This window comes from Amycolatopsis sp. QT-25 (assembly GCF_029369745.1).
GTDB lineage: Bacteria > Actinomycetota > Actinomycetes > Mycobacteriales > Pseudonocardiaceae > Amycolatopsis.
This window is the reverse complement of the sequence record NZ_CP120210.1, coordinates 7,330,314-7,342,550: the sequence shown is the minus strand read 5'-3', so window position 1 is coordinate 7,342,550 and position 12,237 is coordinate 7,330,314. Positions and strand designations below refer to the sequence as shown.

General features: G+C 67.9%; 14 protein-coding genes and 1 pseudogene. 3 read left to right on the top strand and 12 right to left on the bottom strand.

What is annotated here, in order from left to right:
• Positions 1-8 precede the first annotated feature (8 nt).
• Positions 9-278, bottom strand: a pseudogene (locus tag P3102_RS34400) (DUF445 domain-containing protein); the annotation flags it as partial.
• A 120-nt stretch (positions 279-398) separates the two neighbouring features.
• Here P3102_RS34400 and P3102_RS34395 point away from each other — a divergent pair.
• Together P3102_RS34395 and P3102_RS34390 are read left to right on the top strand one after the other, a co-directional pair.
• Positions 399-1,370 carry a hypothetical protein gene (locus P3102_RS34395; RefSeq protein ID WP_276364823.1) on the top strand — a complete coding sequence of 324 codons (972 nt, stop codon included), beginning with the start codon at positions 399-401 and terminating at the stop codon, positions 1,368-1,370.
• Positions 1,371-1,419: 49 nt separating this feature from the next.
• The gene (locus P3102_RS34390) at positions 1,420-2,070 is read left to right on the top strand and encodes a class II aldolase/adducin family protein (RefSeq protein WP_276364822.1); all 651 of its coding nucleotides are present in this window, start codon (positions 1,420-1,422) and stop codon (positions 2,068-2,070) included.
• A 79-nt stretch (positions 2,071-2,149) separates the two neighbouring features.
• Here the strand turns inward: P3102_RS34390 and P3102_RS34385 are convergent, their stop codons facing one another.
• From P3102_RS34385 to P3102_RS34365, 5 genes are all read right to left on the bottom strand, one after another.
• Positions 2,150-2,869, bottom strand: a complete 720-nt coding sequence (locus tag P3102_RS34385) for an HD domain-containing protein (RefSeq protein ID WP_276364821.1) — start codon at positions 2,867-2,869, stop codon at positions 2,150-2,152.
• A 66-nt stretch (positions 2,870-2,935) separates the two neighbouring features.
• Positions 2,936-3,574 carry a hypothetical protein gene (locus tag P3102_RS34380; protein WP_276364820.1) on the bottom strand — a complete coding sequence of 213 codons (639 nt, stop codon included), beginning with the start codon at positions 3,572-3,574 and terminating at the stop codon, positions 2,936-2,938.
• A 40-nt stretch (positions 3,575-3,614) separates the two neighbouring features.
• The gene (locus P3102_RS34375; RefSeq protein WP_276364819.1) at positions 3,615-4,661 is read right to left on the bottom strand and encodes a hypothetical protein; all 1,047 of its coding nucleotides are present in this window, start codon (positions 4,659-4,661) and stop codon (positions 3,615-3,617) included.
• 149 nt (positions 4,662-4,810) lie between these two features.
• Positions 4,811-5,257: a transglutaminase domain-containing protein gene (locus P3102_RS34370; protein WP_276364818.1), complete on the bottom strand. Its 447-nt coding sequence runs from the start codon at positions 5,255-5,257 to the stop codon at positions 4,811-4,813.
• A gap of 144 nt (positions 5,258-5,401) precedes the next feature.
• Positions 5,402-5,974: a TetR/AcrR family transcriptional regulator gene (locus P3102_RS34365; protein WP_276364817.1), complete on the bottom strand. Its 573-nt coding sequence runs from the start codon at positions 5,972-5,974 to the stop codon at positions 5,402-5,404.
• Between the two features lie 87 nt (positions 5,975-6,061).
• On the opposite strand from P3102_RS34365, the gene P3102_RS34360 reads away from it, so the two are divergent.
• Positions 6,062-6,775, top strand: coding sequence for an alpha/beta hydrolase (locus P3102_RS34360; RefSeq protein ID WP_276364816.1), 714 nt, complete (start codon positions 6,062-6,064; stop codon positions 6,773-6,775).
• Here P3102_RS34360 and P3102_RS34355 read toward each other — a convergent pair.
• The 6 genes from P3102_RS34355 to P3102_RS34330 all read right to left on the bottom strand — a co-directional run bounded on the left by P3102_RS34355 (position 6,709) and on the right by P3102_RS34330 (position 12,203).
• Positions 6,709-7,191 carry a hypothetical protein gene (locus P3102_RS34355; RefSeq protein WP_276364815.1) on the bottom strand — a complete coding sequence of 161 codons (483 nt, stop codon included), beginning with the start codon at positions 7,189-7,191 and terminating at the stop codon, positions 6,709-6,711. The genes P3102_RS34360 and P3102_RS34355 overlap by 67 nt on opposite strands.
• A gap of 9 nt (positions 7,192-7,200) precedes the next feature.
• Positions 7,201-7,554 carry a hypothetical protein gene (locus P3102_RS34350; protein ID WP_276364814.1) on the bottom strand — a complete coding sequence of 118 codons (354 nt, stop codon included), beginning with the start codon at positions 7,552-7,554 and terminating at the stop codon, positions 7,201-7,203.
• Between the two features lie 12 nt (positions 7,555-7,566).
• A complete protein-coding gene (locus P3102_RS34345) occupies positions 7,567-9,000 on the bottom strand; it encodes an MBOAT family protein (protein ID WP_276364813.1) in 1,434 nt (477 codons plus the stop codon).
• 86 nt (positions 9,001-9,086) lie between these two features.
• Positions 9,087-10,043: a 23S rRNA (guanosine(2251)-2'-O)-methyltransferase RlmB gene (rlmB, locus tag P3102_RS34340; protein ID WP_034310192.1), complete on the bottom strand. Its 957-nt coding sequence runs from the start codon at positions 10,041-10,043 to the stop codon at positions 9,087-9,089.
• A gap of 35 nt (positions 10,044-10,078) precedes the next feature.
• Positions 10,079-11,470 carry a cysteine--tRNA ligase gene (gene cysS / locus P3102_RS34335; protein WP_276364812.1) on the bottom strand — a complete coding sequence of 464 codons (1,392 nt, stop codon included), beginning with the start codon at positions 11,468-11,470 and terminating at the stop codon, positions 10,079-10,081.
• Between the two features lie 46 nt (positions 11,471-11,516).
• Positions 11,517-12,203, bottom strand: a complete 687-nt coding sequence (locus P3102_RS34330) for an HAD family hydrolase (RefSeq protein WP_276364811.1) — start codon at positions 12,201-12,203, stop codon at positions 11,517-11,519.
• Between the last annotated feature and the right edge of the window lie 34 nt (positions 12,204-12,237).

The following is a 12,237-nucleotide window of genomic DNA, read 5'->3' as shown; positions in this document are numbered from 1 at the left end:
GCCTGTCCTCACTGGAGGAGTAGCAGGACCTGAAGTTCACCCACGAGCCCGCCGATCACCGCGCCGACCGCGATCAACTTCCCTTCGTCCTGCTGGAAGGCGGGCCGGAGGATCCCTTCGAACTCGAGCGGGGTCAGCTGCCGCATCCTCGTGACGATGGTGTTGCGGACGTCGAGCGCGTCAGTGGCGTAGCTCTCCACGCGTCTCACCGTTTCGGGCAGATACGCGATCGCCTTCTCGGCCGCCGCCTTCTTCATCTCCTGATACCGCACGCCGCCGGGCCTCCCTGCTTACGACCTGTCGACAACGCGGGATGCCAGGTGATCGCCCCGTCACCCGCCGAGTGCAGCCGTTTGGCGGTACTACTCGACGGGTGCCCGCTCATTAAGGTGGCCGCCATGGTCGCTCCTGAGAAGACGGCGCCTCAGGCGCCCTCAGCGAAATCGTCCCAATTCGCGGGCTCCGTGCGTGGCTACGACAAGCGACAGGTCGACGAGCGGCTCGCCGAACTGTCGACCGAACTCAAGAAGCTCTCGCGCAACCGCGACGAGGCCGTGGCGACCGCCGCCGAACTCACCAAGGCACTCGGCCACGCGCAGAAGGAACTGGACGAGACCAAGGCCGCGCTCGTGCGGATGAGCTCGAGCCCGTCCGGCGCCGGCGCGATGGCCGAACGCGTCCGCATGATGATGCAGCTCGCCGAGGAGGAGATCGCCGATCTCAAGGCCGCCGCGGAAGCCGACGCGAAGTCGACCCGGGCCGAAGCGGACAAGTACGCCCACGAGACCCAGCGCGCGAGTGACAAGGCGGCCAAGGACGCGCAGGCGGAGCGCGAAAAGCTGCTCGCGGACGCCAAGGCCGAGATCGAACGGCTGAACTCCGAGGCGGCGCAGAAGCGCAAGGAGCTCGACCTGGAAAGCGTTCGCACCCGCGCCGCGGCGGACAAGAAGGCCGAAGAGGCTTCGGCGGCTCGTCGCGCGGAGGCGGAGAAGGCGTCCACGGACAAGATCGCGGAGGCCGACCGGGTGTCGGCGGAAAAGCGTGCCGAAGCCGAGCGGGTCTCGGCGGAGAAGATCAGCAAGGCGGAGAAGACTTCGGCGGAGGACATCGCCGCGAAGCAGGAGCAGGTCGCGGAGGCTCTCACCGACGCGAAGACCCAGCAGGCCGAGGCTCAGCAGGCGCGGAAGCTCTCGCTGGACCTCCGGTCGAAGGTCGCCGAACGGCTTTCCGCCACGGACGTCGCCGTCCAGGAGGCCATCCGGCTGCTGTCGCCGGCCCCCGACGCCGAAGCCGCCGAACCGGAAGCGACCAAACCGGGGGCCACGCGGAAGCCGGCCCCCGCCAAGCCCACCGGCCCACGCCCTTCCTGATCGTGCGACGCCATAGGACGACCACCCGCACCGACGCCGCCCCTTGCCGATGATCCTGGCCGAAGAACGCGCGGCGGTCTGCGAGTTCGCCCGCCGGATGGCCGCCGACGGACTCGTGGTCGGCACCTCCGGGAACGTCTCCGCGAGGCAGGGCGAGCTGATCGCGGTGACCCCGACAGGCGTCGACTACGCCGGGCTGCGGCCGGAAGACGTGCCGGTGGTCGGCTTGGACGGTGCCGTCGTCGACGGTGCGCTCGGACCGACCAGCGAACTGCCGATGCACCTCACCGTGTACCGGCAGGCCGCTGATCCGGACGGCGAACCGGTGTCCGCCGTGGTGCACACGCATTCCGTGCACGCCACGGCCGTCTCCACCCTCGTCGCCGAGGTGCCGCCGATCCACTACATGCTCGCCGCGATCGGCCCGACAGCCCGCGTCGCGCCCTACGCGACGTACGGCACCGAGGAACTCGCCAAGGCCATGCTGGAGGCCTTGGACGGCCGCCGAGGCTGTCTGCTGGCGAACCACGGCACCACCACCTTCGGCGACAGTCTCGGTTCCGCCTACAGCCGGGCGCGGCAGCTCGAGTGGGTCTGCCAGGTCTGGCTCACGGCCCGAGCGGCGGGAACGCCGAATCTGCTCCCGCCCGCCGAGATCGAGCACGTCGTGGAGAAACTCCGCGGTTACGGCCAGCGCTGACGGCACCCGGGTCACGTCTCCGATCACGCGGAACCCGTCTTTCGCCGGCGGATGACGAACCAAGCGGGCTCACGCGACATCAGGAAGCAGCGGGCTCGGCCTCGTATTCCGTGGCGGCTGTGGTGACAGTGGTGGCAGTGGTGTCTACGGCATGCACCGCGTCGAGAAGCTCGACGACGGTCGGATCGTCGACGGCCTCCTTGATGCACTGCCACAACTGAAGATTCGCCAGCGCCCAGCGCGAGTAGTTCTCCGCGGCCTTCGGGTTGTAGAAGTAGTAGCCGCTGTCGTGGACGTCGCGTTGTTCGCCGACGATCTTGTGCGCCAGCTCCCGCAGGCTCAACCCGTTCTCCCGCAGATAGCGGTGAGCGAGGACGACCGGCGTCACCGGCAGCGCCTTGAACAGCGTGTCGGCGTCGCTCAACGCCTGGGCCTCCAGCGAGATGTGCCGGCCCCTGGTCGCCATCTCGGCCTCGTCGACGATCTCGTCGACCCATCGGGCCACGGTCTCCTCGACACCGCATTCCCGCAGGATGTCCAGCCGGAGGTCTCGCCCGGCGGCCGCGGGGGAGTTGCGGAGCACGATGTAGTTCACATCGTGCACCAGCGCCGCCACTTCGACGACGGTGCGATCCGCCCCGTTGTGGTCGGCGAACCCGGCGGCCTTGGCCCGGACGAAACTCACGTGATGCCAGCCGTGGAACTGCAGTTTGTCGGCATAACGCCAGCACAGTCGCCGGACGCGATGTTCGACGGCGTCGATGGTCTGGGAAGGAATCGTGCTCTTTCGCGCGCGCATACACCTCTCCGATCCCGTTTACAGACGGGTGGAGCAAGGGTAAGCGCCTTCGGCGGCGGTGTGTAGTCAGAGGCGGTCGGCGAGGTCCCCCAATCGGACCTCGACCGGAACGTGACGATGCCCTGTACCGGTCTTCGGGTCATAGGAAAGGCTGAATTCGCTCACCGGGCGTGATTTCACCAGAAACGTCATAGTCCCTTTGGTGGCTTCGGGAATCCGATGGAACTCGTCCGCGTACATGACGCCTACCGACCCCGCCTGACACAGCGTGCTACGTCGTAACCGAACCGATGTGATCAATCCGGAAAGTTGGTCACGCAGGGTCGAATAGCGTTCGTGGACATAGTTGCCCCGGAGGAGCGTGGTGCAGAAGTGATATCTGTGGTTGTGCACGGAATCGGCATACCCCGCACGCCAGTCCTCCGGCGCCTTGTACTCGTGGAGCCAGACCGAGAAAGGGTCGTTCGGGCAGTCGAGCAGGCACCAGGCGAAATGGGTGGTGGTCTCCCGCGACCGCGCGAGCACCGCGCTCGCCTCGTCCGGACTCAGCGAACCCAAGTGCCGCCGCAGATCGTCGCGCAGCTCTGGTCTCGACGTCCAGTCGCGGAAGATCTCGTCGACGATCTGCCAATGCTGCGCGAGGGGCAGATCCGTGGTTCGGAGCAGTGCGGAGAGCTGGGTGAGGGGGGACAAGCGAGTGAGCAACTTCAGCTCCTCAAATCTAGTGCTCTGCGACGCCGAGTCGTCAGGGGTTCAACTCGGCGAGGGTGGTGAACTCCTTCCGGAAGGCGTGGAATTTCCCTTCCAGTTCGTGCAAGTTCTCTTCGGACAGGGGAGATCCGGTGATCTTCTCGTACAGGGCGAGGAAATCCGCCCTCGTCGTCGTGGTGGAGATGCGGAAATGCCGTCCGGACCGGGATTGGGACACCCGCAGGAACTCGGAGCGTTCCTTGTTGTACAGGAAGGAACCCTCGCTGAACCGCAGTGTTCGCGGATAGAGCGTGGTCGCGCCGCGGATGTCGCTGTACAGGGTCACCCAAACGCTCTCGTCGAAGACTTCGAGCCGGTCCAGTGGCGGGTCGGCGACGACGGTGATGTCCACCAGTGAGCAACGGCTGCGAGCCAGGAACAGCCCGACCAGGCCGATGCTGATCTCGTCGTCGAGCCGCTTTTGGATCGTCTCGTAATCCATGCCCGCTTCTTCACTGCGCAGGAGATAACGCGCCCTGCCGCTGATCGCTCCCTCGTCACGCGGGTCGGCGATGACCACGCGCAGCTCCCTTTCCGTGCGGGACAACAGCAATCGGGCCGCGGCGTGCCTGCCGGAAAACCCGCGGAAGAAGTAGTGCCTGGTCACGTCGAGGTCTTCGGTCATCACCCGGTTGAACAACGGATCCGGATCGGTGGTCGCCTCGAAGACGTGGGTGGGGAAGAATTCCTTGTTGAGCGAACGGTATTCGGCGCTGAGTGCTTCCAGCGCGCGGCGGCTCTCCTCGATCACCGGGGTCACCATCGCGCGTTGTGACGCGGTGGCGGTGATCAAGGTCTGGCCGAAGCCGACCACCGCGGAGATCAGGGTGCCGGTGCCCAGGGACGTGAGCAACGTTTTACCGGCGCCGGGATCCATCATGCTGGAGATCCACAGGCTGAGGCCCGCGACGACGACCAGTACGGTGAGCAGCAGGCTCGTCCTGGTCCAGAAGATCTCTTGCAACGTGGTACGGCGGAGCCGGTTGGCTTCCGCGGGCACGGGGGTCACCTCCTCGATCAGCACTCGAACGGACGAACGCATTGCGTATCTGTTCGAGCGCGGGGAGTTACTCTACGCGCCTGGTGACAATGTCGAAATAAGAAATTCGGGGGAAAGACACCAACAAGGAAGGTGACGCTCGGCAATACCGGTTTCGCATCGGAGGTTTCGCCGGATCACGGAAAAACCACTCACGGAGCGTGCGGAAGGATTCCTTCGTACCAGGCGGATCCGGGCTTCGCCGAGGACGGAATTTCGGCGACGGCCGAAGACGGGGTGGTGTACACCGTGGGGAAATCGATCCTGCCTCGGTCGGGGTCCAGTGTCCGCGCGAACCGCTCGTCTTCCCGGCGATTTGCTCGCCGCAAAGGAAAGCGCGCGTCCGCGCCCTTTCTGTCGCCTCTGGGGCCGAGCCGGATCCACCGGCCCAGGCCGGCGAGATCCACGCCGTTGAGCCCGTGCGGGAAACCGGTTCGCCGAGAGCAGAACCCGGCCGGAACGCCTTGGCTGCGAAGCAAAGCGGCCAGCAGGTGGGCCTTCGCGTAGCAGAGCCCGGCCCGCTCGCGCGGCACCTCGGAGGCCATCAGGGTGACGCGGGGATCGGCCGTGTCCACCGTATGGGCTATCTCTTCGCGCACGAAGTGAAACATCGAACGAATCACGTCGGCTTCGGTGCCGCCGGTCGGTGACCGCCTGTCAGCCGTTTCGCGGATCAGCCGATGGTCGTGCTCGACCACCGCGTCGGCGGCGAGACAAGTTTTCGAGCCGCTCGGATTCGATCTTCAGCGCGATTCTCCCGCGGCGCCGCCCAGTACCGTGTCGACGGCCTCTTCGAGAAATCCCGGACCGGCATCGCCGCCGCGCAGCAACAGCCGGAACCAGATCGCCCCCGCGAGGAGATCCATCACCAGGACCGGGTCGACGCCGGCGCGCAGTTCGCCTCTCGCGGCGGCGCGGGTGAAGATCGGCTCTTCGCGCGCCATGCGGTCGGCGAAGAAACTCCGCGACACGTCACCGAGTTCCGGACGGCGAGGGCCTGCCGTCAGCGCCGCCGTGACGACCGGGGCGGTGTCCTCCGCGGTCAGCAGCCGGTGAATTCGTGTGGCCACGGCGAGGAGATCGCCGCGGAAGCTGCCGGTGTCGGGAACGTCGATGGCGAACAGACCCGAATCGCGCAGCGCGGCGGCCAGGAGCGCGTCCTTCGAGGGCCACCATCGGTACAACGTCGTCTTGTTGACGCCGGACCGGGCGGCGACGGCCTCGATGGCGAGCTTGTCGTAACCGTGCTCGGCCAGCAGGGCGAGGGTGGCGGCGAAGATCGCCTCGGCCTTGCGGGGGCCGTTCCGGGTACTCACCGGAGAAGAATACGACGCACCGTTGCGTTGTACTGCGATAACCCGTACTTTGCAACGCAACGGTGCGTTGTTTTCAGGAGGTTCGTCATGGTTCCCCTCGTCTTCGTCCACGGCATCCGGCTCAGCGGCGCCGCTTGGTCCGAGCAGCTGCACCGCGCCACGCTTCCCGCGAGAGCGGTCGACCTGCCGGGGCACGGCACCCGCCGGGGCGAGCGGTTCACCTTGGCCGCGGCAGCGGACGCGGTCGTCGAAGGCCTCGACGAACCCGCTCTGGTCGTCGGGCATTCCCTCGGTGGTTTCGTCGCGATCGCCGCGGCGGCAAGGCATCCGGAGCGGGTCGCCGGGCTGGTCGTCGCGGGCTCGACCCACCTGCCCGGCCGGACACTGGAGACACCGTTCCGCGTGGCGCACCGCTTGCTCATGCGGCTGCCGGACCAGGGCGAACGGCTGAGCCGATGGCAGTTCCGGGGCGTCCTGCCGCCGAAACTCGCCGAAGCCGTGATCGGCGGCGGCATCGCGACCGAAGTGATCCCGGACGTCGTCGAGGCTCTCGCCGACTTCGACGTGCTCGCGGAACTGAAGACATATCCGGGACCGACATGGCTGATCAACGGCTCACGCGACCACTTCCGCCGCCACGAACACCGCTTCCTGGACGCCTGCGCCGACGGCAGGCTGATCAACGTCCCCAAGGCGGGGCACTACCTGCCGATGGTGCGCGGCAAGGAATTCGCTCAGCTGGTGCTCGACGCGGCCCGCAGCCTGTCGATCTCCACGACCAGCTCGGAACGCAGTGAGTAGTGCTCAGGCCCCAGCGAGGCCACCGCCCAGTTCTCCCGCGGATAGAGCCAGACCGGACGCTTGACCGCGTCGGCCGGTTCCCAGTCGTAGCGCGGCCAGACGTGCGCGTGCAGGAACGGATCCGTGTTGCCGAGGATCTCCAGATTCACCCTCCGGAAGCCGGAATCCCTTCGCGCGCAAACGTTCTCGACGGCTTCGCCGAGCAACTCCATATCCGCCAGGAACTCCAGCCGTCGTGGCCGCGGCAGCTCGGTCAGCCTGCCGACGGCCGGGGAATCGGTCAGCAGGACGCAGTAACCCGGGAGGAACTGCGTATCGCCGACCACCGCGAAGCCCGCGTCGAGCCGCCGCAACACGGTCGGGTTCTCCCCGCGCAGCGCCGAGCCGATCCGGTCCCGCTGCCAGCCGTCGGTCATGAGCCCAAGCTAACCGACCGGGAGGATCGAACCACCCTGGCCGGTGAACTGCGTGGCCAGCCGGACCGGCTCCGGATGCGGCGCCAGGACGATCGAGGCGAACGGCGTCGCGGCGGCCTGCGACCCGTAGTTGGTGTGCAGACGCGCGCTGACGTGGACGTTCCGGTCGGCCGGGATCTCGAAGGTGACCGCACCCCAGGAGACCACGAACTGTCTGCCGTCGATGCTCACGAGAGGCACGTACGGGACGGAGGAGGAAGGGAACGGGCGTAGCTCGACGGTGAGCAGCCGGCGAGGGCCGTCGTGGTTGTCGACGTACGGGATCACACCCGGCAGCTTCGCCGGATCGATCGGTTCGGTCATCCTCGGGCTCCCTCAGAACTGGTAGTAGAGGAACGGGCTGAACGTGCCGGTCGCGATCAGGATGGCCGCGTACACCAGCCCCACGGTCATCACGCCGATCCGCAGCGCGGTGGCCGGGCGGCTTCGCGAGGACTCCAGCAGCGGTCCGGTCACCGGATGCGCGGGCAGGAAGACGATCGCGAGCGCGCACAGCAGGATCAGCAGCCGCTGGTTGGTCACCGCGCTCTCGACGACGTCGGTGAGGCCGGTGAAGTCCGGCAGCACCATGTGCCCGATCATGCCGAGCGCGTGCGGCAGGTCCTTGGCGCGGAAGAACACCCAGCCGAACACCACGAGCACGAGCGTCAGCGTGCGGCGGCCGACGCGGGCCGCCTGGGTCTTCGGGGTGACGTCGTAGCCGAAAGCGCGTTCCACGATCAGCAGCGCGCCGTGGTAGACGCCCCAGATGAGGAACGTCCACTGCGCGCCGTGCCAGAAGCCGGTCAGCACGAACACGACGCACAGGTTCCGGTACGTGTGCCCGGCGCCGGCGCGGTTGCCGCCCAGCGGGATGTAGACGTAGTCACGGAACCAGCGGGACAGCGACATGTGCCACCGCCGCCAGAACTCGGTGATGGTCACCGACGAGTACGGTCGCGCGAAGTTCTCCGGGAGCCGGAAGCCGAGCATGCGGCCGAGTCCGATCGCCATGTCGGAGTACCCGGAGAAGTCGAAGAACAGCTGAAGCGTGTATCCGATCGCGCCGAGCCAGGCGATCGCGAAGGTCATCTGATCCGCCTGCGTGTCGAAGCAGGCGTCCACCATCGGGCCGAGCGAGTCCGCGATGATCGTCTTCTTGCACAGGCCGAGCGCGAACCGCGGGAAACCGGCGGCGATGTCGTCGAGGCGGTGCGACCGCTGCTGCGGCAGCTGGTCGGCGATCTCGCGGTACCGCACGATCGGCCCGGCCACCAGCTGCGGGAACATCGCGATGTACGCGGCGAACGACACCGGGTTGCGCAGGGCGCGGCGTTCACCGCGGTAGATGTCCACCACGTACGAGATGTGGTGGAAGGTGTAGAACGAGATACCGATCGGGATGACCAGGTCGGCCACCGGGAAACCGCCGCCGAACCAGTGCGTCACGGCCGCGATCTGCTGCGTCGCGAACCCCGCGTACTTCCAGATCAGCAGCATGCCGACGTTGAGGCCGACGACCCCCAGCAGCAGCCGCTTGCGCCGTTTGTTCTGCAGGTCCCACGCGTTCGGCTCCAGCGCGGGCCCGGCCAGGAAGTTGACCACCATGCAGCCGATCAACACCAGCGTGTACGGCCCGGCGCCGGTGGCGTAGAAGATCAGGCTGCCGACCGCGACGATGCCGTTCCGCCAGCCGCGCGGGCACACCAGCACGGCGAGCAGGACCGCCGGCATGAAGTACCACAGGAACAGCGGTGAAATGAACGACATCGGTGCGGGGTCCCCCAGGGCGGTTACGCGTTATCCGCTGGTGACCCTAGCCTGCGGCCCCCGCACCGTGTCGAAGAACTACGGGGTCAGACACGTCCCGCGAGACGGCGGCGGCGCGCCACCTCGGCCAGCAGCACCCCGGCCGCGACCGACGCGTTGAGCGACTCGACACCGGCGGCCATCGGGATCGACACGGTCGCGTCGCAGGTCTCACGCACCAGCCGGGAGAGGCCGCGGCCTTCCGAGCCGAGCACGATGACCAGCGGGTCCGCCGCGAGGTCCAGTTCGTCGATGTCGACCGAGCCGTCCGCGTCGAGGCCGACGACCATCAGGCCGTCGTCCTTCCACGCCTTCAGCTGACGGGTCAGGTTGGTGGCGACGGCGATCGGCAGCTTGGCGGCGGTGCCGGCGGAGGTCCGCCACGCGACCGCGGTCATTCCCGCGCTGCGCCGCTCCGGCAGGAGGACACCCTGCGCGCCGAACGCGGCGGCCGAGCGGATCACCGCGCCGAGGTTGCGCGGGTCGGTGACGCCGTCGAGCGCGACGAACAGCGGGGTCTGCCCCGAGTCCTTCGCGACCGCCATCAGGTCGCGCGGGTCGGCGTACACGAACGGCGGGACCTGGAGGCCGAGGCCCTGGTGCATGGCCCGGTTGGTCTTGCGGTCCAGTTCCTCGCGCGGGATCTCCAGGATGGAGATGCCCTTGTCGCCGGCGAGCCGGACGGCCTCGTTGACGCGGTCGTCGATCTCGATGTTGATCGCGACGTACAGCGCGGTGGCGGGCACGTCGGCGCGCAGCGCCTCGACGACCGGGTTGCGCCCGGCGATCAGCTCCGGCTTGTCGGCCTTCTTCTGCCGCGCCTGGTCCTTGCGGTCACGCGCGTTGGCCATCCGGTACGCCTTGTGCCCTGGCCGGTCCTCGGCCTTGGGCGTCGGGCCCTTGCCTTCGAGGCCCTTCCGGCGCTGGCCGCCGGAGCCGACGACCTGACCCTTCTTCGTGCCGGGCTTGCGAATAGCGCCCTGGCGCCGGGAGTTGCCTGCCATCAGTGAGAATCCTTGAGCTAGAAACCGAGTAAGTGTCAGCCGTCCTTGACGGTCCACTGTGGACCGTTCGGGGTGTCTTCCACCACGATGCCCGCCTGCTGGAGGCGGTCACGCGCGGCGTCCGCACGGGCGAAGTCCTTCTCGGCGCGGGCCTGCTGCCGTTCGGCGAGCAGCCCTTCCACGAGTTCGGACAGCGCCTGCCGGGTGGGCGTTTCGTTGCCGCCCGCCTCGGACCAGCGCGCGGAGAGCGGGTCGAGGCCGAGCACGTCGGTCATCGCGCGCACGGAGGCGGCGATTTCGAGTGCCTGGGAATTGTCGGCCGCGTCGAGTGCCGCGTTACCGTCGCGGACCGTGTTGTGCAGCACTGCGAAGGCCTGCGGAGTGGCCAGATCGTCGTCGAGCGCGGCGGCGAACTCGACCGGCACCTCGCCGAGGTGGACCGCACCGGCGATGCCCGCCGTGCGGCGGAGGAACTGCTCGATCCGCCGGTAGCCCTGCGCGGCCTCGCCGAGTGCCCCGTCGGAGTACTCGATCGTGGAGCGGTAGTGCGGCTGGACCAGGTAGTACCGCAGTTCGGGGGCCCGGTAGTCCTCGAGCATCGCCGGAATCGACACCGTGTTGCCCAGCGACTTCGACATCTTTTCGCCGGACATGGTCACCCAGGCGTTGTGCAGCCAGAACCGCGCGAACCCGTCGCCCGCCGCGTTGGACTGCGCGCGTTCGTTCTCGTGGTGCGGGAACACCAGGTCGACGCCGCCGCCGTGGATGTCGAACTCCGCGCCGAGATACGCCGTCGCCATCGCCGAGCATTCGAGGTGCCAGCCGGGACGGCCGGGGCCCCACGGCGTCGGCCACGACGGCTCACCCGGCTTCGCGGCCTTCCACAACGTGAAGTCGCGCGAGTCGCGCTTGCCCTCGCCGAGGCTTTCGCCCTGCTGGACCTCGTCGAGCTTCTGGCCGGACAGATCGCCGTAGCCGTCGAACGCCTTGACCGAGAAGTACACGTCGCCGCCCGCGGCGTAGGCGTGCCCGCCGTCGATCAGCCGCTGCATCAGCTCGACCATCTGCGTGACGTGCCCTGTCGCCCGAGGGGCGATCGAGGGCGGCAGGCAGCCCAGCGACTCGTACGCCGATTCGAAGGCGCGCTCGTGCGTGGCCGCCCACTCCCACCAGGGACGATCCGCCGCCGCGGCCTTGGTGAGGATCTTGTCGTCGATGTCGGTGACGTTGCGGACCATCAGCACGTCGAGTCCATTGTGGACGAGCCAGCGGCGCAGGACGTCGTAGTTCAGCGCGCCGCGGACGTGGCCGATATGGGGGACCCCCTGCACGGTGGCACCACACACGTACATGGACGCCGTTCCGCTACGGGCGGGATGGAATTCCCGCACGCTCCGGGTCGCGGTGTCATAGAGGTGAAGTGCCACCCCGAAAGGGTACGGGGTCGGCGTGAGCGGTGTCGCAGTGACCGTATTACAGCACGTTATGGGTACGCATGATGGTGAGCAGGGCGTCCGGCCGCTCGGTCGTCGGCAGGGGCTCCACCAGCGCGAACGCGCAGCCGATCTCGCGGGCGGCGCCGTCGGCCTCCTCGCTGTCGCCGACCATGAGCGTTTCCGCGGGGTCGACGCCGAGCCGCTCCACGGCCGCGCGGAAGATCTCCGGCTCCGGCTTCACCGCTCCGACCTCGAACGACAGGACGAACTCGTCGACGTAGGCGTCCCAGCCCCGGCGGCCGAACGCGGGCCGGATGTCGAAGGCGATGTTGCTCAGCACCCCGAGCTTCACGCCCTTGCCGGAGACGCCCTTGAGGACGGCTTCGGTGTCCGGGTACGGCGTCCACTGGGTGGGATCGATCAGCCGGGTGTAGAGCGCGACGGCCTGGTCGGCGTGCGGTACCCCGGACTGCTTGAGCACCTCGAGGTACACCTTCCGGTGCAGCACCGGGTCGCGGTCGCGGTGGTTCCAGGCGTGAAGGTGCTCGTCGTCGAGCTCGACGACCTGGCCGACCGGCGCGGTCATCCGGCGCATCAGCTCGGTCTGGGCCTCGATGTCCAGGCTCTGGCCCTCGTGGTCGGTGAGGTCGGCGAGCCAGGTCTCGTCCTGTTCGAGCCGGAAGACCGTGCCGGAGAAGTCGAACAACACAGCGCGAAAGGTCACGGGCCCCACATTAGCCACGATCGTGGGGTCCTCG

What these genes read in the sequence shown, in the direction of transcription:
- P3102_RS34345 (WP_276364813.1), bottom strand. Translation starts at nt 9,000, where the DNA reads ATGTCGTTCATTTCACCGCTGTTCCTGTGGTACTTCATGCCGGCGGTC.
- P3102_RS34390 (WP_276364822.1), top strand. Translation starts at nt 1,420, where the DNA reads ATGATCCTGGCCGAAGAACGCGCGGCGGTCTGCGAGTTCGCCCGCCGG.
- P3102_RS34355 (WP_276364815.1), bottom strand. Translation starts at nt 7,191, where the DNA reads ATGACCGACGGCTGGCAGCGGGACCGGATCGGCTCGGCGCTGCGCGGG.
- P3102_RS34385 (WP_276364821.1), bottom strand. Translation starts at nt 2,869, where the DNA reads ATGCGCGCGCGAAAGAGCACGATTCCTTCCCAGACCATCGACGCCGTC.
- rlmB (WP_034310192.1), bottom strand. Translation starts at nt 10,043, where the DNA reads ATGGCAGGCAACTCCCGGCGCCAGGGCGCTATTCGCAAGCCCGGCACG.
- P3102_RS34395 (WP_276364823.1), top strand. Translation starts at nt 399, where the DNA reads ATGGTCGCTCCTGAGAAGACGGCGCCTCAGGCGCCCTCAGCGAAATCG.
- P3102_RS34360 (WP_276364816.1), top strand. Translation starts at nt 6,062, where the DNA reads ATGGTTCCCCTCGTCTTCGTCCACGGCATCCGGCTCAGCGGCGCCGCT.
- P3102_RS34350 (WP_276364814.1), bottom strand. Translation starts at nt 7,554, where the DNA reads ATGACCGAACCGATCGATCCGGCGAAGCTGCCGGGTGTGATCCCGTAC.
- P3102_RS34375 (WP_276364819.1), bottom strand. Translation starts at nt 4,661, where the DNA reads ATGCGTTCGTCCGTTCGAGTGCTGATCGAGGAGGTGACCCCCGTGCCC.